Genomic DNA, 20,744 nt, shown 5'->3' on the forward strand with positions numbered 1-20,744 from the left:
TTTATTAGGAAATAGTGCGTTTATTAGGACCGAATCGGGCAAAGCATCCTATTAAACGAACTTTGTCCTAATAAGCGACCGTTGAGTGCCTCAACTGAGCGTGGGTGCCGGGCGACGCAGCAGCGACCAGGCCACCACCACCGCGACAAGGACCATGGCGGCAACGCCGAGGCCCGAGTAGCCCACCAGCAGCAGGACAGGGCCGGCGAGGGCCCCGCCGAGGGCGCCGGCGGCGTTCATCGACAGGTCGGAGAAACCCTGTAGCGCCGACCTGTCGTGCACCCCCACGGCCTCCGTGATCAGCGCCGAGCCGGCCACGACGGATGCCGACCAGCCGAGCCCGAGCAGGATCAGCCCGACTGTCATGGCGGTGGCGTTCTCGCCGGCGAGCCAGAACAGCACGAGCGCGGCCAACAGCAGGGCCTGGCCGGCCAGGATCACCGGCACGCGGCCCAGCCGGTCGGCCAGGGCGCCGAACAGCGGCGACAGCGCGTACATACCGGCCACGTGCAGGCTGATGGTGAGGCCCACGATGGTGAGCGAGGCGCCATGCTCGGAGAGATGCACCGGGGCCATCGACATCAGCGCCACCATGGTGGCGTGGCTGAGGGCGATGACCACCACGGCATAACGGGCCAGCGGGTTGGAGCGCACGATGGCCAGGCCGCCGTGCTGCCGGGTGCTTGTCGGCCGCGCCTCGCGCACCGACAGGGCGGTGAGCAGCGGGTCGGGGCGGAGCCCGATCGTGTAGACCAGTGCGGCACCGACCTGCGCGGCGAGGGAGAAGGCGAATGCCCCGGTCAGCGGCGGCAGGCCGAGCTGCGCGCCGACGACCTCGCCGGGACCGAACAGGTTGGGGCCGAGGACCGCGCCGATGGTGGTCGACCACACCACGATCGAGAGGTCGCGGGCGCGAGTGGTGGCGCCGGCCAGGTCGGTGGCGGCGAACCGGGCCTGCAGGTTGGTGGCCGAGCCCGCGCCCAGCAGCATCAGGGCGAGCAGCAGCAGCGGGAAGGTGTCCAGCGCGACGGATGTGATGGCCAGGATGGCACCGACGCCGGCGATCCCGGCGCCGGTGGCGAGGGACCGGCGCCGGCCGCTGGCTTGCGCCAGTCGGGCAAGCGGCACGGCCACCAGGGCCGCGCCCAGCGTGCTCATCGTGGCGGCCATGCCCGACCAGGCGTTCGAGCCGGAGAGCTGGGCGGCGAGCAGGGCGCCGAGCGAGAGCGTGGCACCCATGCCGATGCCACCGAGGATCTGGCCGAGGATGAGCACCCGAACGACCTTCCGCTGCAGGCGGGGGTGCGCGCTCGCATCCGTTCCGGCGGGACGGCGGGGTGTGGTCATCGGGATCCCTGCTGGTTGACTGTGTGGTGCGCTGCGGTGTCGATCAGCCTACGGCCGGTGACGTAAAGGCGGAATTTTTCGCCGAAACGCCGGCCGAGCACCCCGCGCAGACGGCGGTTCGGGAATTTCTCCGCCTGTGCTGCTGCCGGTCGAGCCTGTTGAGGGAGTATCTTCGCGCCAACGGTGACGGCGGGAGATGCGCGGATGACGTTCGAGGCAGTGGTCGAGGCGGCCGTGCGAGTGGTCGAGGTGGTGGGTGCGGCCATCATGGTGTTCGGCGGGCTGGCGGCGCTGGTAGCCGGCATCCCGCGGATGCTGCGCGCGGACACCCGGGCGACGGCGTACCAGACCATGCGCCGGGAGCTTGGCCGGGCCATTCTGCTGGGCCTGGAGGTGCTGATCGTGGCCGACATCATCCGCACCATCGTGGTGGAACCCACGGTGGAGAGCGTGCTGGTGCTCGGGGCGATTGTGATCATCCGGGTGCTGCTGAGCTTCTCGCTCGAGGTGGAGATGGACGGCGTCTGGCCGTGGGCCAGGTGGCGGATGATGGGAAAAACTGAGACGTCGAGCCCGCCAGGCTAGGACGCGGTCGGGCCCGGCGGCCGGTGGGGTCGAGCGGATCAGGCCCGGCGCAACCGCCAGAGCGAGGTGACCTCGGCGGCCCTGGCCGCATGCAGGGGGTCGGTCGTGTCGGCGACCTTGTGATGGGTGGGGCGGGTGTCGAGGCGCGCGATCACCGTGAGGCCGGCGTCGTCGATGAGGTCGAGCAGCGCGCCGCGGGAGCGCAACCCGAGCAGCTCGGCCAGGTTGGAGAGGATCAGCCAGCCCTCGCCGCCATCGGTGAGGTGCCCGGCGAGCCCGGCCAGGAAGCCGCGCAACATGCTGCTGTCGGGGTCGTAGACGGCGGCGTCGGTGCTCGTCGCGGCCGAGGCCGGCAGCCAGGGCGGGTTGCAGACCACAAGGTCGGCCCGACCCGCCGGGAACAGATCGGCGTCGAGAACGTCGACCCGGTCGCCCAGGCCCAGTCGTTTCAGGTTCTCTCCGGCGCAGGCCAGCGCGCGCGCCGACGTGTCGGTGGCCACCACTTTGTCGATGCCGCGGCGGGCCAGGATCGCGGCGATGACGCCGGAGCCGGTGCCGATGTCGAACGCCGACCCTGTCGCGGGTAGCGGAGCGGTGGCGACGAGGCCGAGGTATTCGCCGCGAACCGGCGAGAAGACGCCGTAGTGCGGGTGGATGCTCGCGCCGAGCGCCGCGACCGGCACACCCTTGACGCGCCACTCGTGCGCGCCGATCACGCCGAGCAGTTCGCGGAGCGAGGTGACCGACGCGGTGGTGCTGGGGCCGTACGCCTCATCGCAGGCCTGACGCACGTCGGGGGCGCGGCGGAGGCTCAGGGTGTGGTCGGCGTCGAGGGACACGAGCACCAGGCCCAACAGCCGGGCGCGGCGCATGGCCTCGGTGCGGCCCACCTCGAACGCGGCCTTGAGCGAGTCGCTGGGAGTGCGTCGGTGCCGGTCAACGCGACGGGCCATCGCCGTGAGCAACTGCCGGGCGTTCTGGAAGTCGCCCTGCCAGAGCAGGCCGGTGCCGGACTTCGCCAGCCTGTACGCGGCATCCGCGGTGAGGGTGTCGTCGACGACGACCACACGCTTGGGGGCCGGCCAGCCGCCCTCGGAGTGCCAGCGGGCGGTGTGCTCGGTGTCGCCGTCACGCCAGTGGATGTCTGCGGGGGTGTTGATGCTTCCCGATTCGGTGCTCTGGGCGCCGTCGGGGGTGTTCGTGCTGGACATGGTGTCCGATCTTGTGCCGCTGGGTTTCGTATCCGCCCGAGTCGTGCACGCGGGACTCTCGGTCGGAACCAGCCCTGGCAGGCTGTCGCGACCTGTTCGATTATCGCATCCGTCGCCGCCCGACACCGAGAAGGGGCGGGCGGGCGACGGGCGAGCGCTACAGCAGGGCCGGCATGACCTCGCGCTCGAACAGCTCCAGGCCGGACCTGTCGTAGGCCGCCTCGGGGAAGTAGTGGATCGCGTAGCCGAGGCCGCGCTGCTTCATGTCGTTCAGGCGCTCCACGATCTGCTCGGGCGTGCCCACGCCCTGCGCCTCGCCGCTGCGGTACTCGGCCATGAAGCTCGCCGCGCCGTCGACGCCGAGATACGGGGTGACCCGGGCCTCGATGGCATCCAGCCGTTCGGTGACCTCGGCCTCGTCGCGGCCGATCACGGTGTTGTAGTTGGCCGAGCGCACGATGGCGTCGAAGTCGGTGCCGAGGGTGGCGCAGTGCTCGCGCAGCAGGTCGCTCTTGTGCGTGAAGCCCTCTGGGGTGCCGTCGAAGTTGGTGTAGTTCGCGTACTGCGCCGCGATGCGCAGGGTGACCTTCTCGCCGCCGCCGGCGATCCAGATCGGGATGCCGCCCTCCTGCAGCGGCAACGGCCGCACGATGGCGCCGTCCACCTGGTAGTGCTCGCCGTCGAGGGTGGCGGTGCCGGTGGTCCAGGCCTGCTGCATGATCTGCACACCCTCATCGAGACGGGAGAGGCGTTCGCCGGCACGCGGGAAGCCGTAACCGTATGCACGCCACTCGTGCTCGTACCAGCCGGCGCCGATGCCCATCTCGACGCGGCCGCCGGAGATGATGTCGATCGTGGAGGCCACCTTGGCCAGGTACGCGGGGTTGCGGTAGCTCATGCAGGTGCACATCTGGCCGAGCCGCACCCGACTGGTGGTGGCGGCGAAGGCGCTCATCAGGGTCCACGCCTCGTGGGTGGCCTCCTCGCTGGGCACCGGAACCGTGTGGAAGTGGTCGTACACCCAGATCGATTCCCAAGCGCCGGCATCCGCGTGCGCGGCGAGGCCGCTCATGGTGGCCCACTGCTGGGCGGGGTCGATGCCGACGAGGTCGTGACGCCAGCCTTGGGGAATGAAGAGTCCGAAGCGCATGGGCCCAGCCTAGGGGTGGCGGCGGCGCGGCCGCGGAAACGGCGTCAGGCTGGCAGCACCGCGAACAGTGAATGGATGTTGCCCTCGGGGTCGGCGAAGAAGCCGGTCAGGTGCCCCCAGTCGCGCTCCGCTGGTGCGGCGATGGCCACCGCTCCACGCTCGACGAGCTCGGCGAACCGGGTGCGCACCTGGTTCGGGGTGCCGCACTGGAAGTTCAGCTCCACGGCCTGGCCGCTTCGCGGCGCCACGAACGACGGATGGTCGTGGGTGTGCGCTCCCATGCCGGCGCGCCGGAAGATGGCGAGCCGCACCCCGATGGGGCCGCCGAGCGCCACGTAGTCCGGCTCTCGCACGGTCACCTCGAACCCGAGCGCATGCTCGTAGAAGTCGGCCATGCCGGCCACGTCGTCGGCCAGCAAGGTCACCCCTTCGAGCATCATCGTGTCCATGCCTCAGACGGTAGCATCGCCCGGGTCGACTTACAGCCTGGTGTCGGGGTCCTCCGGTGTGGAGGAACTGGTGGAGGCAGCGGCGCCGGCCTCGGCGGGCTCCGCATCCGGGCGGCGCAGGTGCACGCCCATCACGGTGAGGATCGCCAGCATGATTGCGCCGGCGAAGATCGCGATGTCGGCGACGTTGCCGATGAACAGGTTGCCGTAGCCGATGAAGTCCACCACGTGGCCGCGGGCGAAGCCGGGCTCGCGGAAGAGCCGGTCACCGAGGTGGGTGGTGGCACCGCCGAGCAGCAGGCCGAGGGCGACCATCCAGCCGCGGGACTCGACCCGCCAGGTGAGCATGGTGATCCACACCACGGCGCCGGCGGCGAGCACCGCGAACACCCAGGTGAAGTCGGAGCCGATCGAGAATGCGGCGCCGGGGTTGTAGACGAGCACAAAACGGATGATGTCCCCGATCACCGGAATGACCCTGCCATCGGCGAGTTCGGCCTCGGCCCACCACTTGGAGGCCTGGTCGATGAGGATCACCAGCAGGGCGATGCCGAAGGCGGGCCAGGCCAACCGGGAGGCCCGCCGCGAGCGGGTAGAGGCCGGCAGCGGAGTCTGGGAGGCAGCAGTCACCCCTCCATCATCCCAGCGATCGGGTGCCAGGCGCGGCGCGGCTCACAGAACCCTTCCCAAGCGAGGCGTGTAGCGTTGGTGCACCCGCACGCTGAGCCTGCCGGCTGCCGCGGGATTCACCCGAGCGGAATCATCCGCTCATCTGCCTGAGGAGAGCGCGCATGTCGACACCGTCCGACATCCCGACCGACATTCCGACCGACGACCCGATCGACGACAAGACCGCGACCGCGGATGCCGCGCCCGCCCGGGAGAGCGCAGCCGGACTGGCCGCCGTGGTTTACAACCCCATCAAGGTGAACCTCGACGACATCAAACGCGCCGTCGCCGCCGAAGAGGCCAAGGCCGGCTGGGGGGAGACCCTCTGGTTCGAAACCTCCAAGGAAGACCCGGGGCAGGGCGCAGCCCAGGCCGCGATCGATGCCGGCGCCACCATGGTGATCGCCGCCGGCGGCGACGGCACCGTGCGTGCGGTGGCCGAGGTCGTGCACGGCAGTGACGCGGCGTTGGCCCTGCTGCCGTCCGGCACCGGTAACCTCCTGGCCCGCAACCTCAACCTCACGCTCGACGACCTCGAACACTCGATCGGCACGGCCTTCAGCGGCAAGGACCGCAAGGTCGACATCGCCCGGATCGAGATCCGGCACGAGGACGACAGCGTCAGCAAGCACGCGTTCCTCGTGATGGCCGGCCTGGGCCTGGACGCCAAGATGCTCGCCAGCACCAACGACGAGCTCAAGGCCAAGATCGGCTGGCTCGCCTATGTGGGCGCGATCATCACGGCCCTGCGTGACCGCAACCAGTTGCGCCTGCGCTACAGCCTCGACGGCGGCCCCACCAAGTCGGTGCGCGCGCACACCGTGATCGTGGGCAACACCGGTACCCTCACCGCCAACGTGCTGCTGCTGCCGGAGGCCGTCATCGACGACGGGCAGTTCGAGATGCTGATGCTGCGCCCGGAGGGCTTCGTACACTGGGTGCAGATCGTCGTCAAGGTCTTGTGGGAGAACGGCGTGCTGCGCCGCACGCCGCTCGGCCGGCGCATGATGACCAAGGAGGTCGAGGCCCTCAACTACGTCAAGGGCCGCCAGATCACCGTGAAGCTCAGCCACCCCGAGGAGATCGAACTCGACGGCGACGGTTTCGGCACCGCCACGGCGTTCAAGGCGCGGGTGCTGCCCGGCGGCCTGCGCGTGCGCGTTCCGCAGGAGTGACCGATGCTCCCGATGACCCGCAGGTCCCCACGACGACCACGTCGAGCAAGCGGAGACGGTCGCGTGCGTGAGCTGCTGCTGCCGGAGAGCGGCGCATCCGTCACTGTGCGCTCGACACCGGGTCCGGATGCGCCGGATGCGCCGGTGTTCGTCCTGGTGCACGGCATCGGCATGTCGCACCGTTACTTCGACCGGATGCACGCCGAGCTGGCCGCCACGGGCGCGGTGCACTCGGTGGACCTGCCGGGCTTCGGCCGCTCGCCCAAGCCCGCGGACGGGGTGTCGATCGAGCAGTACGCCGACTACCTCGGCGAGTTGCTGCCGATGCTGAGCGGGCGGCCCGTCGTACTGGTCGGGCATTCGATGGGCGCCCAGTTCGTGACCGAGACGGCCGTGCGCCACCCGACAGTGGTCGCCCACCTCGTCTTGATCGGTGGTGTCACCGACCCCACCCGATCTTCGGCGCTGCGCCAGGCTCTTGCCCTCGGCCGGGACACCCTGAAGGAACCTGTCAACGGCACCATGATCGTGGTGCGCGACTACCTTCTGTGCGGTCCGCGCTGGTACCTCGCCACCCTGCGGCCGATGCTCGCCTACCGCACCGACCTGCGGCTGCGGGAGGTGTACGCGCCGACCCTGGTGATCCGGGGAGAGGACGACCCGGTGTCACGCCACGACTGGGGCGTGCACCTCGCCGCGCAGGCTACACGCGGGAAGCTGCTCGAGCTGCCCGGCCGCCACCTCGTGCACTTCAGCGCCGCGGTCGACACGGCGGCCGGCATCCGGGAGTACGCCCGCACGGCCGCTCCTGATGGTGAGCCAGTCACGCCATGACCCGCAAGCCTGGTCGGTCGGCGCGGGGCCTGCTCTGCGTCGGCCTGCGGAACGCCGGCTCCTGGCTGCTGGACTACCGGTACGCCGTTCTCGCCCAGGTGAGTGGTGCCCTCGCCCGCACGCACCCCGACGACTACGCCTCGGGCGAGGCGGCGCCGGTGCTGATCATCCCAGGGATCTACGAGAGCTGGCACTTCATGCGGCCGCTGATCCAGGCGCTGCATGACGCCGGGCATCCGGTGCACGTGGTGACGCCGCTGCACACCAACCGGCGGCCGGTGGTGCCGTCGGCCGAGATCGTGGCCGAGTACCTGCGTGATCGCGAGCTGAACCGCCTGGTCATCGTGGCGCACAGCAAGGGCGGCCTGATCGGCAAGTACCTGATGACGCAGCTTGACCCCGACGATCGTGTCGAGCGGATGGTGGCGGTGAGCACCCCGTTCTCCGGCTCGCGATACGCCAGGTACATGCCCACTCCCAGCCTGCGCGCGTTCGCCGGCACCGACCCGCAGCTCGCCGCCCTCGGCGCCGATGCCCGGCTGAACGACCGGATCGTGTCGGTGTTCGGGCGGTTCGATCCGCACATCCCGGATGGCAGCATCCTGACGGGCGCCGAGAACGTGCGAATCGACACCGGCGGGCACTTCCGCATCCTCAGCCACCCCGACACCGTTCGCCAGGTGCTCGCGGCGGCCGCCCGCCCCTGACCCGCGCGAGCGGTGGTGCCCGCGAGAGCGGCCGTGGTGCTGCCTCAGCGCGGGGTGGCAGCCACACGACCGCTTTCGCGGGGTGATGGCTCGGCGCGGGCGGCGGCCACGATCGACTGGATGCGGCCGGGCACGGTGTCGTCCTGCAGCGAGGTGACGTCGCCGAGCGGGCGGCCGTCGACGATGTCGCCGAGCAGCCGGCGCATGATCTTGCCGGAGCGGGTCTTGGGCAGGTCGGGCACCAGGAACACGTCCCGGGGCTTGGCCACCGCGCCGATCTCGTGGGTGATGTGCGCCCGCAACTGCGGGGCCAGCTCGGCCGCCAGCGCCAGCCAGGCGGCCGGGTCATCCGTTGCCGGGGCCACCGCGGGAATCACGAACGCGGCGATGCCCTCGCCGGTGGTGGCATCGGCTACGCCCACCACGCCGGACTCGCCGACCGCCGGGTGCGACACCAGTGCCGACTCGATCTCGATGGTGGACAGCCGGTGCCCGGACACGTTGATCACGTCGTCGACCCGGCCGAGCAGCCAGATGTCGCCGTCATCGTCGTACTTCGCGCCGTCGCCGGAGAAGAAGTAGCCCTGCTCGGCGAACCGTGCCCAGTAGGAGTCGCGGTAGCGCTCCGGGTTGCCCCACACCGTGCGGGCCATGCCCGGCCAGGTGCCGGCCAGCACCAGATAGCCGCCGGTGCCGTGCGGAACCGGCTGACCCGCGTCATCCACCACCAGGGCGCTCAGGCCCGGCAGGGCGCGCAGGGCCGAACCTGGCTTGAGCGTGCTCACTCCGGGCAGCGGCGCCATCACGGCGGCGCCGGTCTCTGACTGCCACCAGGTGTCCACGATCGGGGCGTGGCCGGCGCCGATGTTCTCCCGGAACCACACCCAGGCCTCGGGGTTGATCGCCTCGCCGACCGAGCCGAGCAGACGGATGCTGGACAGATCGTGTTCGCTCGGCAATCCAGTGGGGAACCAGGTCATGAACGTGCGGATCAGAGTGGGCGCCGTGTAATAGGTGGTGACGCCGTAGCGCTGGATGATCTCGAAGTGCCGGCTGGGGTGCGGAGTGTTCGGGGTGCCCTCGTAGATCACCGAGGTGGTGCCGTTGGAGAGCGGGCCGTAGTGCACGTAGCTGTGCGCGGTGACCCAGGCGAGGTCGGCGGTGCACCAGTGCACGTCGTCGTCCTTGGCGTCGAAGACGGCCCAGTGGCTCCAGGACGCGTGGGTGAGGTAACCGCCGCTGGTGTGCACCAGGCCCTTCGGCTTGCCGGTGGTGCCCGAGGTGTAGATGATGAACAGCGGCGTCTCGGCGTCGAAGAACTCCGGCTCATGGGTGGCGGACGCCGTGTCGACGGTGTCGTGCCACCACACGTCGCGACCGGTCGTCCAGGGGATGTCCGGGGTCAGGTCGCCGGTGCGGCGCACCACGAGCACGTGCTCGATCTGGTTTGTGCCCGACACGGCTTCGTCGGCGGCTTCCTTCACCGGCACGGCCTGGCCGCGGCGGAACTGGCCGTCGGTGGTGACGAGCAGCTTGGCGCCGGTGTCCTCCACCCGGAAGCGCAGTGCCTCGGCCGAAAAGCCGCCGAACACCAGGGAGTGGATGGCGCCGAGGCGGGCGACCGCGAGGGTGATGATGATCGTCTCGGGGATCACCGGAAGGTAGATGACGACCCTGTCGCCCTTTTCGATGCCGAGGGCGGTGAGCGCGTTCGCGGCGCGGGCGACCTCTCTTTCGAGGTCGGCGTAGGTGAGGGTGCGCCGGTCGCCGGGTTCGCCCTCGAAGTGGAACGCGACCTTGTCGCCGCGGCCGGCGGCCACGTGCCGGTCGACGCAGTTCACCGCCACGTTCAGTTTTCCGCCGGCGAACCACTCCGCTCGCGGCACGCTCAAGACGCCGTCGGCATCCGGGGCGGGCGGCTGCCAGGTGTGGTCGGTGTGCCAGGGCTCGGCCCAGTCCAGGCGCTTGGCCTGCTCGGTCCAGAAGGCGACCGGGTCGGCTGCGGCTTTTTCGTACCAGGAGGCGTCGACATTGGCCCGCGCGGCGAACGCGGCCGGCGCCGGGTAGCGGCGGTGCTCGGTGGAGAGGTTGCGGATGGTGGCGCTGGTGTCGGTCCAGTCCGCGGTGGCAGCGCGGGTGGCCGGGGGGTGGGTGTCCGTGTTGGCGTGAGTGCTGGTGCTGGTGCTGGTGCTGGTGCTGGTGCTGGTGCTGGTGTCGAGGTTCGGCATGGGCACACTCCGGCGGCTGGTTCTGATGGCGGACTATCGGGCGCTTTCGACGCTACGCAGCGCGGGCATCCATTGCAGGCAGCGGCGCAATGCGGCGTAACCTGCGCGGCCGGGCGGGTGGCCGCTCGCGGCAGGTCTTCGTCGCGGCGGCACAGGCTCTACCGCGTGCCGCGGCGCCTGCCGCGTGCCGCGGCGCCTGACGCGTGCCGCGGGCGCCGGTCAGGCCCACTTGGTGATGGCCCACTTTTCGAACACGCCCAGGATGGCGTCGGTGAGCTTGCCGAGCAGAGCGAGCAGGATGATGGCGAGCAGGATGCGGTCGATGCGGCCGTTCGTGCCCGAGATGGAGAGCAGATAGCCCAGCCCCATCGACGCGCCGAGCAACTCGGCGGCCACCAGGAACAGCCAGGCCTGGGCCAGCGCGAGCCGCAGCCCGGAGATCACCGACGGGATCACGGCGGGCAGCTGCACGGCGGTGAACAGCCGCACCCCGCGTAACCCGAAGGCGCGGCCGGCCTCAACGAGCTGGCGGTCCACGTGCCGCAGTGCCTGCGCGACCGTGGTGTAGACCGGGAAGAAGGCGCCGATGGCGACGAGAACGATCTTGGATTCCTCGCCGTACTTCAGCCAGATGATCAGCAGCGGCACCCAGGCCAGCGACGGCACGGCCCGGATGGCGCCGAGGGTGGGCGCGAAGAGCACATCGGCGGCGCGGGAGAGCCCCACCAGCGACCCGGCGGCCAGGCCCAGCGCGGCGCCGATGGCGAACCCGATGAGGACTCGCTGGGTGGAGATGGCCACGTAGAGGGTGAGTTCGCCGCGGTCGAAGAGGTCGACGGTGGCGATCCAGACCATGGCCGGAGATGGCAGTTGGGACACCGTGACCAGGCCGAGGGCGGTGCTGAGTTGCCACAGGATCAGGATCAGCACCGGCAGGAGCAGCCCGCCGAGGATGCGTGCGCTCCGCCGCGACGTCAACGGCCGGCGCACGACGGGCGCCGTGTCCGGGGCGAGGGTCTCGGTCATCGGTGGCCTTTCGTGCGGGATGGGTGTGGCGGTGAAACCGAGGCGGTGAGGCGGATGCCGCGGCGGCCTGCGTGCGGCCGGCGCGGCATCCACCGGGCTACTCGATGATCGTCGGGTCGGCCTTCGTGGCGAAGGTGTCGTTCACGATGCTGTCGAGGGCGTCGTCGACCTGGCTCTGCTCGAGCACGTCGCCGGTCTCGACGAAGATCGGGCCGATCGTGGTGAGGACGTCGATCTGGGCGTCGCCGGGGACGTTGTCGACGTCGAGGTTGGAGCGTTCGGTGATGACCTTCGTGGCGACCGCGAGGTCGAGTCCGGCGACGTCGGCGAGGATCTGTGCGGTCTCCTCCTCGTTCGCCAGCGCCCAGGCGCGGGCGTGCTCGTAGACGTCGACGACGGTCTGGGCCACATCCGGCTTCTCGGTGATGAAGGCCTCGGTGGCGTTGAGGAAGCCGTAGCTGTTGAAGTCGACGTTGCGGTAGATGAGCTCCGCACCGGCGGCTTCGGCACCGGCCATGATCGGGTCGAGTCCGGCCCAGGCGTCGACCGAGCCGTTCTGCAGGGCGGCCCAGCCGTCGGCGTGCTGCAGGTTCTGCACGGTGACGTCGTCCAGGCCGAGGCCGGCCTCTTCGAGCGCCTGCAGCAGGAAGAAGTACGGGTCGGTGCCCTGGGTGGCGGCGATCTGCTTGCCCTTGAGGTCTGCGACGGAGGTGATCTCGGAGCCGTCCGGGACGACGAGGGCGGCCCATTCGGGCTGCGAGTAGATGTCGATGACCTGGATGGGCGAGCCGTTCGAGCGGTGCAGCAGCGCGGCGGAGCCGGCCGTGGAGCCCACGTCGATGGCGTTGGCGCGGAGGGCCTCGTTGGCCTTGTTCGAACCGGCGGACTGCACCCAGTTGACGGTGATCTCCTGGTCGGCGAGGGCCTCTTCGAGCCAACCCTTCTCCTTGATCACCAGGCTGAGCGGGTTGTAGGTGGCGAAGTCGATGTTGAGCTCGCCGCCCTGGGTGACGATGCCGGCGTCGTCGTCGGTGCTGACGGCTGCCTCGGCGGCGGGCTGGTTCTCACCGGCGACGCAGCCGGTGAGCAGCAGGGCGGCGGCCGCGGCGGAGGCGATCAGGGCGGTGGCGGTGAAGCGTTTCTTCATGGCGAGTCTCTCGTTGGGTGCGGGCGGGGAACGGGCATCCATGCTGTGGATGTGGTGCGGTGGAACGTGGAGGGGGTCGGGCTGGTCAGTAGGGGAAGTGCGGGATGCCGGTGTTCGAGGCGACACCTCGGGCCTCGCCGTGCCGGTCGATGCCGAGGCCCGCGAGGAGGCGCCCGCGCAGCTCGGCGAGTTCCGCCGAGCCGCGGTCGCGGGGCCGGTTGCCGGGCACGGTGAGTTCCTGCACGATCGTGGCACCGGGTGTCGTGGCGCCGCCGACGGCCTGTGCGGCACCCGTCGAGGCCGGCTCCTGGCCGAGCAGGATGATCCGGTCGGCCAGCTGCAGAGCCTCGTCGACATCGTGGGTGACGAGCAGCACCGTGGTGGGGGCGGCGGCGTGCACGTCGAGTAGGAGGTCCTGCATCTTGAGCCGGGTGAGGGCATCCAGTGCGCCGAAGGGTTCGTCGAGCAGCAGTACGCCGGGGTTGCGGGCCAGGGCGCGGGCCAGCGACGCGCGCTGCGCCATGCCGCCGGAGATCGCGGCGGGCCGGTGCCCGGCGAAGGCCGTGAGGCCCACGAGTTCGAGCAGCTCGGCGACGCGGGCGCGGCCGGCCTCGCGTGCGGTGCCGCGCGGCAGGCCGAGGGACACATTGGCCGCCACCGTGCGCCAGGGCAGCAGGCGCGGCTCCTGGAACCCCACCGCGCAGCGGGTGTCGAAGGCGGTGCTTGGCGTGCCGTCGATCTGCACCGAGCCGGTGCTGGGGGAGTCCAGCCCGCCCGCGATGCGCAGCAGGGTGGACTTGCCGCAGCCGCTGGTGCCGAGGATCGCGAGGACCTCGCCGGGACGCACGGTGAGCGACACGTCGCGCAGCACCGGGCGGGCGGCACCGGATGCCACGGTGCCGCTGCTCGGCGCGAAGGTGCGCCCCAGCCCGGCGAACTCCACGGCGAGGGCCGCCTTGGTGGTCGCCGGCCGGACGGTCCGGTCGCGCTCCGACACGCCGCCGAGCCCCGCGGCGCGGCGGGCGGCGGTGCTCGTGGCGGTGCTGGCAGACATGGGCGTCCGATCGGTTGGGAGGTCGACGTTTTCTCGACGCTATCCAGCCGGCCGGGCCGGCGCACGCCCCTCTGCAACGCAACGTAGTAATCGGGTGTCGGGCGCGCGGGCGAGGACGCCGGCCTTCACGCCCAGGAGTTGGGATGATTGACCCATGACTCGAACCGTTTCCGGAGCCCGCGTGCTGATCACCGGCGCCGCCGTGGGCATGGGCCGCCTCTACGCCGAGCGGGCCGTCGCCGAGGGCGCACGGGCCGTGATCCTGTGGGACCGGGACGCCGCCGCGCTCACGGCGACCGCCGCCATCCTCACCGAACGTGCCGGCGGCAGCACCCAGATCGCCCCATACGTCGTCGACATCGCCGACCTCGGCGCGATCGCGCAGACCGCCCAGCGGGTGCGCACCGAGGTGGGCAACCCCGACATCGTGATCAACAACGCCGGCATCGTGCGCGGGTCGTTCTTCTGGGAGCACGACAACGGCGACGACACCCGCGCCACGATGCAGGTGAACGCCCTGGCCCCGATGTACATCACCCGGGAGTTCCTGCCCGCCATGATGCGCAACCCGTACCGCGAATCGCGCATCGTCAACATCGCCTCCGCCGCCGGGATGCTCTCCAACCCGCGAATGAGCGTCTACGCGGCCTCCAAGGCCGCCGTGATCACCTGGAGCGATTCGCTGCGCCTCGAGCTCGCCCAGCAGGGCTTCGACCACGTGCGGGTGAGCACCATCGCGCCCAGCTACATCTCCACGGGCATGTTCGACGGCGCCCGCGGCCCGTTGTTGACCCCCGTGATGACCCCGGAGTACGTGGTCAACCGGGTCTGGCGGGCGATGCTCGCAGGCTCGCCCCAGCTGCTGATGCCGTGGACCGTCGGCTTCTCCAAGAAACTGCGCGGCGTGCTGCCGCTGGCGGCCTGGGATGTCGTGGCCGGCCGGGTCTTCGGCGTGTACAGCTCGATGGACACCTTCGTCGGGCGCCGCTGACCGGATCTGCGCAGTCCACCCGGGTCGGATCAGCCGGCCCGGTTGACACGTCTTGTTCCGCGACGTACGATGGAAACGATTCCATGGAAACGATTCCACGGGTCGCCGGAGTCATCAGCAATACCAAGCACGCACACACAAGGGAGTGGCTGTGGAAGCCGTAACGATCAAGGACGTCGCCGCCCTCGCTGGCGTCTCGGTGGGCACGGCCTCCAGGGTCCTGTCGGGCAACCCGGCCACCTCGGCCGACACCCGCGAACGCGTCGCCGCCGCGGCCGCCGAGTTGGACTACCAGCCCAACGCCCAGGCCCAGGCCCTACGGTCCACCCGGTCCAACTCCCTCGGCCTGCTGGTACCGGATGTGCGCAACCCCTTCTTCGCCGACCTCGCGCACGCCGCCGAACAGGCCGCCCTCTCGGCCGGCTACGTCACCCTGCTCGGCAACGCCAACGAGCGTAACGACCAGCAGGACCGCTACCTCGACACCCTCATCTCCCGTCGGGTCGACGGAGTGATCGTCGCCCCCGTCGGCGACGACGGCGGCCGGCTGCGCGCCCTGATCGAGCGCGAGATTCCCACGGTGCTCGTGGACCGTACCGTTCCCGGCCTCGACCTGCCCAGCGTCACCACCGACAGCGAGACCGGCATCCGCCAGGCCGTGCGGCACCTCGCTGAACAGGGCCACACCCGGATCGGCTACATCTCGGGCCCACAGGCCACCTCTACCGGCCGGGACCGCTTCGCGTCCTTCACCCGCGCCGTCGCCGAGGCCGGCCTCAGCCAGGACCCGGAGCTGGTCTACTTCGGCGACTACCAGGCCGCCAGCGGCTCGGCCGGCGTGCACACCCTGATGGACCTCACCAACCCGCCCACCGCTCTGCTCGCCGCCGACAGCCTGATGGCCGTCGGCGCCATCAGCATCCTGCACAGGCTCGGTCTGCGAATCGGCACCGACATCGCCCTCGTCGCCTTCGACGACATCGAGTGGTTCGCGCTGCTCAACCCGGCGCTGAGCGTCATCGCGCACAGCGTCGAAGACATGGGCCGGATCGCCGTTGACCTTTTGTTGCAGGTGATCGCCGGGCACACCCCGGAGTCGGTGGTGCTACCCAGCGAACTGATTGTGCGGGCCTCCTCGGCCACGCCCATCCGCCCCACGACACAGCCTGAGCAAAGGAGCCAGCAATGACCGTGAAACCCCTGATCACCTTACAGAACGTGACAAAGACCTTCGGCCAGGTCACCGTCATCCAGGACGTGACCGTGAGTGTCTACCCCGGCCAGGTGCAGGTGCTGCTCGGCGAGAACGGCGCCGGCAAGTCCACCCTGATCAAAATGGTCGCCGGCGTCTACCAGCCCGACGGCGGCCAGATCCTCGTCGACGGCGCCGTGACCAGCCTTCCCAGCACCCGCGCCGCCGAAGAACACGGCATCGCCACCATCCACCAGGAACTCAACCTCGTGGCCACCATGAGCGTGGCCGAGAACGTGATGCTCGGCCGGATGCCCACCAAGCTCGGCATGGTCGACCGCAAGGAACTCCGCCGGCAGGCCCGCGCGGCACTGGCGCTGATCGGCCTCGAGATCGACGTGGACACCCCGGTCGGTCAGCTCGGCATCGCCCGGCAGCAGCTGGTGGAGATCGCCAAGGCCCTGAGCATCAACGCACGTTTGCTGATCCTCGACGAACCCACCGCCGCGCTCACCCGGCACGAGACCCAGGCCCTGTTCGCCGTGATGGCCGACCTCCGCCAGCGGGGCGTCGGCATGCTCTTCATCAGCCACCACCTCGACGAGATCGCCGAGGTCGGTGACACCGTCACCGTCATCCGCGACGGCCACTTCATCGCCGAGGTTCCCGCCTCCACTCCCGAAGACGAGCTGGTCAAGCTCATGGTCGGCCGCAGCATCGAGGACCAGTTCCCGCGCCGCGCCGACGAGACTCCCGCGCTCACCGAGGTGCTCACGGTGACCAACCTCACCAGCGCCGGCCACTTCGACGACATCAGCTTCACCGTGCGCGCCGGCGAGGTGCTCGGCATCGCGGGGCTCGTCGGGGCCGGCCGCACCGAACTGATCCGCGCCATCGCCGGCGCCGACAAATACGACACCGGCTCCGTCGCCGTACGCGGTGCGCAGCTGCCCAAGGGTGACATCCAGGCGGCCATCCGGGCCGGCATCGGCCACGTGCCCGAAGACCGCAAGGGCCAGGGCCTGGTGCTGGACGCCTCGGTCAACGACAACCTCGGCTACGCCACCCTGGCCTCCAGCGCCAAGCTCGGCCTGGCCGACTTCACCGGCCAGCGCCGCCGCGCCGAGGCCGTGGCCGAGAAGCTGCGCATCCGGATGCACACCATCGACCAGCCGATCCGCTCACTCTCCGGCGGCAACCAGCAGAAGGCCGTCTTCGGCCGGTGGATCATCGCCGCCTCGACGGTGCTGCTGCTGGACGAACCGACCCGCGGTGTGGACGTGGGCGCCAAGGTCGAAATCTACGAACTGATGAACTCGATCACCGCAGCCGGTGGAGCCATCGTCATGGTTTCCAGCGAACTGCCCGAGATCCTGGGCATGAGCGACCGCATCCTCGTCATGCGCGACGGCCGGCTGGCCGGCGAACTCAGCGCAGCGGATGCCACCCAAGACACCGTCATGACTCTTGCTGCCCGCGACGTCGCCGCGCAGCGCTGAAACCGAAGGAACTGAAACCATGTCCACGACCACGCTCGCGCCCACCCGACGCTCCTTCGACTACAAGACCTTCCTGGCCAACAACGGCGCCCTGGTCGGCCTGGTGGTGCTCTGCATCGCCCTGGTCATCGCCACGCCGGACTTCCTGACCGGCCAGAACCTGCTCAACATCGGCATCCAGGTGTCGACAGTGGCGGTGCTCGCCTTCGGCATGACCTTCGTCATCGTCGCCGGCGGCATCGACCTGTCTGTCGGCGCCGTCGCGGCCCTCTCGGCCATGGCCTCCGGCTGGTTCTTCGTCAGCGCCGGCCTGCCCGGCTGGATGGCGCTCGTCGGCGGCCTCGTCGTGGGCCTGCTCGCCGGCGTCATCAACGGCGCCGCGAACGCCTACGGCAAGCTGCCCTCCTTCATCGCCACCCTGGCCATGCTCAGCGTGGCCCGCGGCCTCACCCTGGTGATCTCCGACGGCCGGCCGATCAAGACCGCCCCTGAGGTGTCGTTCCTCGGCGGCAACATCGGCCCGGTGCCGATGCCCATCGTGATCCTGGTCCTGGCCGCGCTGGTGGCCTCCTTCATCCTCAACCGCACCGTGCTCGGGCGCTCCATGTACGCCGTCGGCGGCAACGCCGAGGCCGCCCGGCTCTCCGGCCTGCCGGTGAAGCGCATCATCGTCACGGTCTTCGCCCTCGCCGGCCTCTTCGCCGCGCTGGCCGGACTGCTCCTGGCCGGCCGGCTCGACTCCGCCCAACCGCAGGCCGCCGCCGGCTACGAACTTGATGCCATCGCCGCCGTCGTCATCGGCGGAGCGTCGCTCTCCGGCGGGCTCGGCAAGATCTCCGGCACCTTCATCGGCGCCCTGGTGCTCGTCGTCATCCGCAACGGACTCAACCTGCTCAACGTGTCGTCGTTCTGGCAGCAGGTGGTCATCGGGCTGGTCATCGCCCTCGCGGTGGGCGCCGACGTGCTGCGCCGCAAGACCCGTAACAGCTGAGCCTTTTCCCTACTTACCTCACACCGACCCACCACAACAAAGGAAACACAATGAAGTCATCCTCCTTTCGCCGTATCGCCGCCGTCACCGCCACGGCAGCACTGATCCTCGCCGGCACCACCGCCTGCGGCCGCGGCGGCGGCGACGAGGCCAGCGGGCCGAAGATCGTGCTCGCGATCTCCACCCTGAACAACCCGTTCTTCGTCGAGCTGCGCGACGGCGCCCAGGCCGCCGCCGACGAGGCCGGCGTCGACCTCTACATCGTCGACGCCCAGAACGACTCCGCCACCCAGGCCAACCAGCTGGCCACGGCCACCGCCGGAAGCACCAAGGCCGTCATCGTCAACCCGGTCGACTCCGACGCCGCCAGCGCCTCGGTGAACGCGCTGATCGCCGCCGACATCCCGGTCATCGGCGTCGACCGCACGGTCAACGACGCCGACCTGACTTCCCTCGTCGCCAGTGACAACGTCGCCGGCGGCAAGCAGGCTGCCGACGAGCTCGCCGCAGCCATGGGGGAGAAGGGCACCGTCATCTCCCTGCAGGGCGTATCGGGCACCTCCGCCAGCCGCGACCGCGGCGCCGGCTTCGACGAGGGCATCGCCGCCTACCCCGACATCACCGTCGTCGCCGAGCAGACCGCGAACTTCGACCGGGCCTCCGCACTCGACGTCACCACCAACCTGCTGCAGGCCAACCCCGGTGTCACCGGCATCTTCGCCGAAAACGACGAGATGGCCCTCGGCGCCATCCAGGCTCTCGGCGCTCGCGCCGGCTCCGAGGTGTCCGTTGTGGGCTTCGACGGCACCGCGGATGGCCTGACCGCCATCTCGGACGGCTCGCTCTACGCCACCGTCGCCCAGCAGCCCGCCGAACTCGGCAAGCTCGCCATCGAACTGGCCGTCAAGGCCATCAACGGTGAGGATGTCGAAGCGACAGTCCCCGTCGACGTCGTTGCCGTCACGAAGACGAACGTGGGCGACTTCTCCAAGTGACCCCGCCAACCCCGCACCCAGACTCCGCGGCGACCCTGACCGGGGTTGTCGTGGTCGGCTCGATCAACGCCGACCAGGTCACCACCGTCGCGCGTCATCCGCTGCCGGGCGAGACTCTGATCGGCACCTCGATCACCGTTCTGCCCGGCGGTAAGGGCGCCAACCAGGCCGTCGCCGCGGCCCAGCTCGGCGCCCGGGTGAGCATGGTCGGCGCGGTCGGCCTGGACGCCCTGGCCTCCTCGGCCACGGCCATCCTCGAATCCGCGCAGGTCGACCTGTCCAGCGTGCGGGCCGTGGACGGGCCCACCGGCCTGGCCCTGATCACGGTGGCCGCCGACGGTGAGAACACCATCGTCGTCATCCCCGGGGCCAACGCCGCGGTGGATGCCGGTGTCGTCGGCCAGAGCGCCGGCCTCATCGCCGGGGCCGCCGTGGTGGTGCTGCAGGGCGAGATCCCCGCAGCAGGAAGCGCCGCCGCCGCCCGGCTGACCCGCGGGCGCCTGGTGCTCAACCTGGCCCCGGTGATCGAGCTCGACCCCGCCACGATCGCGGCCGCCGACCCCCTGATCGTGAACGAACACGAGGCCGCGCTGCTCCTGGCGCAGCTCACGCCCGGCACAGCGCCACCCGCGACGGACGCCGAGGCGGTGGCCCGGCTGCGCGAGTGGGGGGTGGCCTCTGTTGTGCTCACCCGCGGTGCGCTCGGCGCGATCGTCTCCGACGCCGAGGGCACCGAAACGGTGGCGTCCCCCGTCGTGGAGGCGGTCGACAGCTCCGGCGCTGGCGACGCCTTCGTGGGCGCTGTGAGCGCCCGGCTCGCCGCCGGCGACACCCTGCGCGAGGCGGCCCGGCTGGCCGTGCGGGTGGGGGCGTTCGCAGTGCAGTCCCGGGGAACGCAGCCGTCCTATCCGCACGAGGGCGACAGCCTTCCCGAGGTCCGTCCCGATGCAGCCGCCGATTCGGCGGTCGACTCCGCCACCGAGAAGAACGAGGCACACCCGTGAAACGCGCCGGCATCCTGAACGCCGACCTGAACGCGGCCCTCAGCCGCCTGGGTCACGGTGACATCGTCCTCGTCGCGGACTGCGGCATGCCCGCACCCGCCGGCGTGCCGGTGATCGACCTTGCCCTGGTGCACGGCGTGCCGCGCTTCGAGCAGGTTCTCGACGCGCTGCTGGGCGAACTCGTCGTCGAGCGTTGCGTGGCCGCGTCGGAGGCACAGGGCACGGAGGCCGGGGACTGGCTGAGCGGGCGCTTCACCGACATCGAGTACATCGGACACGGTGACCTCAAGGTGCTCTCGGCGTCTGCGCGGGTGTTCGTGCGCACCGGGGAAGCCACCGCGTTCGCCAATGCCGCGCTCGTGTGCGGGGTGCCGTTCTAGGCGGCAGCCGCAGACCACAGCTGGGCATTGCCGCCGATTAGGTTAGCCTTTCCATCCTCTGATCAGGGGGATTAGGCAAGGCTTTCCAGGCTGGCGGAGTCGGCGGGGGG

General features: G+C 70.4%; 20 protein-coding genes. 11 read left to right on the top strand and 9 right to left on the bottom strand.

Annotation, left to right across the window (positions count from 1 at the left end):
* Positions 1-90: 90 nt before the first annotated feature.
* Complete coding sequence (locus E3T19_RS07760) at positions 91-1,347, bottom strand: MFS transporter (protein WP_134408524.1); 1,257 nt, start codon at positions 1,345-1,347, stop codon at positions 91-93.
* A 204-nt stretch (positions 1,348-1,551) separates the two neighbouring features.
* Here E3T19_RS07760 and E3T19_RS07765 point away from each other — a divergent pair, with 204 nt between their 5' ends.
* On the top strand, positions 1,552-1,932 hold the full coding sequence (locus E3T19_RS07765) for a DUF1622 domain-containing protein (protein WP_088457505.1): 381 nt from the start codon (positions 1,552-1,554) through the stop codon (positions 1,930-1,932).
* A 38-nt stretch (positions 1,933-1,970) separates the two neighbouring features.
* Here E3T19_RS07765 and E3T19_RS07770 read toward each other — a convergent pair whose 3' ends face one another.
* The 4 genes from E3T19_RS07770 to E3T19_RS07785 all read right to left on the bottom strand — a co-directional run bounded on the left by E3T19_RS07770 (position 1,971) and on the right by E3T19_RS07785 (position 5,372).
* Entirely contained in the window at positions 1,971-3,143 is a 1,173-nt protein-coding gene (locus E3T19_RS07770; protein ID WP_134408525.1) for a class I SAM-dependent methyltransferase, read from the bottom strand.
* A 157-nt stretch (positions 3,144-3,300) separates the two neighbouring features.
* Positions 3,301-4,293: an LLM class F420-dependent oxidoreductase gene (locus tag E3T19_RS07775; RefSeq protein WP_103479878.1), complete on the bottom strand. Its 993-nt coding sequence runs from the start codon at positions 4,291-4,293 to the stop codon at positions 3,301-3,303.
* A gap of 44 nt (positions 4,294-4,337) precedes the next feature.
* Positions 4,338-4,742: a VOC family protein gene (locus E3T19_RS07780; RefSeq protein WP_088457502.1), complete on the bottom strand. Its 405-nt coding sequence runs from the start codon at positions 4,740-4,742 to the stop codon at positions 4,338-4,340.
* Between the two features lie 30 nt (positions 4,743-4,772).
* Positions 4,773-5,372 carry a signal peptidase II gene (locus E3T19_RS07785; protein WP_240632286.1) on the bottom strand — a complete coding sequence of 200 codons (600 nt, stop codon included), beginning with the start codon at positions 5,370-5,372 and terminating at the stop codon, positions 4,773-4,775.
* A 161-nt stretch (positions 5,373-5,533) separates the two neighbouring features.
* Between E3T19_RS07785 and E3T19_RS07790 the strand changes: the two genes are divergently transcribed.
* The 3 genes from E3T19_RS07790 (at position 5,534) to E3T19_RS07800 (ending at position 8,127) form a co-directional block, all read left to right on the top strand.
* On the top strand, positions 5,534-6,586 hold the full coding sequence (locus tag E3T19_RS07790) for a diacylglycerol kinase family protein (RefSeq protein ID WP_103479877.1): 1,053 nt from the start codon (positions 5,534-5,536) through the stop codon (positions 6,584-6,586).
* A gap of 63 nt (positions 6,587-6,649) precedes the next feature.
* A complete protein-coding gene (locus tag E3T19_RS07795) occupies positions 6,650-7,420 on the top strand; it encodes an alpha/beta fold hydrolase (protein WP_166788828.1) in 771 nt (256 codons plus the stop codon).
* Complete coding sequence (locus E3T19_RS07800) at positions 7,417-8,127, top strand: triacylglycerol lipase (protein ID WP_103479876.1); 711 nt, start codon at positions 7,417-7,419, stop codon at positions 8,125-8,127. The genes E3T19_RS07795 and E3T19_RS07800 overlap by 4 nt, the downstream gene beginning before the upstream one ends.
* Positions 8,128-8,171: 44 nt before the next feature.
* On the opposite strand, the gene acs is transcribed toward E3T19_RS07800, so the two are convergent.
* The 4 genes from acs to E3T19_RS07820 form a co-directional block, all read right to left on the bottom strand.
* Positions 8,172-10,355, bottom strand: a complete 2,184-nt coding sequence (gene acs, locus E3T19_RS07805) for an acetate--CoA ligase (protein ID WP_134408527.1) — start codon at positions 10,353-10,355, stop codon at positions 8,172-8,174.
* A gap of 219 nt (positions 10,356-10,574) precedes the next feature.
* Positions 10,575-11,381: an ABC transporter permease gene (locus E3T19_RS07810; protein ID WP_088457497.1), complete on the bottom strand. Its 807-nt coding sequence runs from the start codon at positions 11,379-11,381 to the stop codon at positions 10,575-10,577.
* Positions 11,382-11,478: 97 nt separating this feature from the next.
* The gene (locus tag E3T19_RS07815) at positions 11,479-12,528 is read right to left on the bottom strand and encodes an aliphatic sulfonate ABC transporter substrate-binding protein (protein ID WP_103461232.1); all 1,050 of its coding nucleotides are present in this window, start codon (positions 12,526-12,528) and stop codon (positions 11,479-11,481) included.
* Positions 12,529-12,613: 85 nt separating this feature from the next.
* On the bottom strand, positions 12,614-13,582 hold the full coding sequence (locus E3T19_RS07820; RefSeq protein ID WP_103479874.1) for an ABC transporter ATP-binding protein: 969 nt from the start codon (positions 13,580-13,582) through the stop codon (positions 12,614-12,616).
* 154 nt (positions 13,583-13,736) lie between these two features.
* On the opposite strand from E3T19_RS07820, the gene E3T19_RS07825 reads away from it, so the two are divergent.
* The 7 genes from E3T19_RS07825 (at position 13,737) to rbsD (ending at position 20,634) form a co-directional block, all read left to right on the top strand.
* Positions 13,737-14,573: an SDR family NAD(P)-dependent oxidoreductase gene (locus E3T19_RS07825; protein ID WP_103479873.1), complete on the top strand. Its 837-nt coding sequence runs from the start codon at positions 13,737-13,739 to the stop codon at positions 14,571-14,573.
* A gap of 151 nt (positions 14,574-14,724) precedes the next feature.
* Positions 14,725-15,762, top strand: coding sequence for a LacI family DNA-binding transcriptional regulator (locus E3T19_RS07830; protein ID WP_088458152.1), 1,038 nt, complete (start codon positions 14,725-14,727; stop codon positions 15,760-15,762).
* Entirely contained in the window at positions 15,759-17,264 is a 1,506-nt protein-coding gene (locus E3T19_RS07835) for a sugar ABC transporter ATP-binding protein (RefSeq protein ID WP_134408528.1), read from the top strand. The genes E3T19_RS07830 and E3T19_RS07835 overlap by 4 nt, the downstream gene beginning before the upstream one ends.
* 19 nt (positions 17,265-17,283) lie before the next feature.
* Positions 17,284-18,255 (top strand): ABC transporter permease, encoded by a 972-nt coding sequence (locus E3T19_RS07840; RefSeq protein ID WP_088457492.1) that lies wholly within the window; start codon positions 17,284-17,286, stop codon positions 18,253-18,255.
* Positions 18,256-18,305: 50 nt separating this feature from the next.
* Positions 18,306-19,250: a substrate-binding domain-containing protein gene (locus E3T19_RS07845; RefSeq protein WP_088457491.1), complete on the top strand. Its 945-nt coding sequence runs from the start codon at positions 18,306-18,308 to the stop codon at positions 19,248-19,250.
* Complete coding sequence (locus tag E3T19_RS07850) at positions 19,247-20,254, top strand: ribokinase (RefSeq protein ID WP_241980077.1); 1,008 nt, start codon at positions 19,247-19,249, stop codon at positions 20,252-20,254. The genes E3T19_RS07845 and E3T19_RS07850 overlap by 4 nt, the downstream gene beginning before the upstream one ends.
* A complete protein-coding gene (gene rbsD, locus E3T19_RS07855) occupies positions 20,251-20,634 on the top strand; it encodes a D-ribose pyranase (RefSeq protein ID WP_088457490.1) in 384 nt (127 codons plus the stop codon). The genes E3T19_RS07850 and rbsD overlap by 4 nt, the downstream gene beginning before the upstream one ends.
* Positions 20,635-20,744 lie beyond the last annotated feature (110 nt).

The organism is Cryobacterium sp. TMT4-31 (assembly GCF_004403385.1).
Classification (GTDB): Bacteria; Actinomycetota; Actinomycetes; order Actinomycetales; family Microbacteriaceae; genus Cryobacterium; species Cryobacterium zongtaii.

Excerpts from the sequence above, each read along its gene's own strand:
- E3T19_RS07760 (WP_134408524.1), bottom strand. The coding sequence starts at position 1,347 with ATGACCACACCCCGCCGTCCCGCCGGAACGGATGCGAGCGCGCACCCC.
- E3T19_RS07765 (WP_088457505.1), top strand. The coding sequence starts at position 1,552 with ATGACGTTCGAGGCAGTGGTCGAGGCGGCCGTGCGAGTGGTCGAGGTG.
- E3T19_RS07770 (WP_134408525.1), bottom strand. The coding sequence starts at position 3,143 with ATGTCCAGCACGAACACCCCCGACGGCGCCCAGAGCACCGAATCGGGA.
- E3T19_RS07775 (WP_103479878.1), bottom strand. The coding sequence starts at position 4,293 with ATGCGCTTCGGACTCTTCATTCCCCAAGGCTGGCGTCACGACCTCGTC.
- E3T19_RS07780 (WP_088457502.1), bottom strand. The coding sequence starts at position 4,742 with ATGGACACGATGATGCTCGAAGGGGTGACCTTGCTGGCCGACGACGTG.
- E3T19_RS07790 (WP_103479877.1), top strand. The coding sequence starts at position 5,534 with ATGTCGACACCGTCCGACATCCCGACCGACATTCCGACCGACGACCCG.
- E3T19_RS07800 (WP_103479876.1), top strand. The coding sequence starts at position 7,417 with ATGACCCGCAAGCCTGGTCGGTCGGCGCGGGGCCTGCTCTGCGTCGGC.
- acs (WP_134408527.1), bottom strand. The coding sequence starts at position 10,355 with ATGCCGAACCTCGACACCAGCACCAGCACCAGCACCAGCACCAGCACC.
- E3T19_RS07810 (WP_088457497.1), bottom strand. The coding sequence starts at position 11,381 with ATGACCGAGACCCTCGCCCCGGACACGGCGCCCGTCGTGCGCCGGCCG.
- E3T19_RS07815 (WP_103461232.1), bottom strand. The coding sequence starts at position 12,528 with ATGAAGAAACGCTTCACCGCCACCGCCCTGATCGCCTCCGCCGCGGCC.
- E3T19_RS07820 (WP_103479874.1), bottom strand. The coding sequence starts at position 13,582 with ATGTCTGCCAGCACCGCCACGAGCACCGCCGCCCGCCGCGCCGCGGGG.
- E3T19_RS07825 (WP_103479873.1), top strand. The coding sequence starts at position 13,737 with ATGACTCGAACCGTTTCCGGAGCCCGCGTGCTGATCACCGGCGCCGCC.
- E3T19_RS07835 (WP_134408528.1), top strand. The coding sequence starts at position 15,759 with ATGACCGTGAAACCCCTGATCACCTTACAGAACGTGACAAAGACCTTC.
- E3T19_RS07840 (WP_088457492.1), top strand. The coding sequence starts at position 17,284 with ATGTCCACGACCACGCTCGCGCCCACCCGACGCTCCTTCGACTACAAG.
- E3T19_RS07845 (WP_088457491.1), top strand. The coding sequence starts at position 18,306 with ATGAAGTCATCCTCCTTTCGCCGTATCGCCGCCGTCACCGCCACGGCA.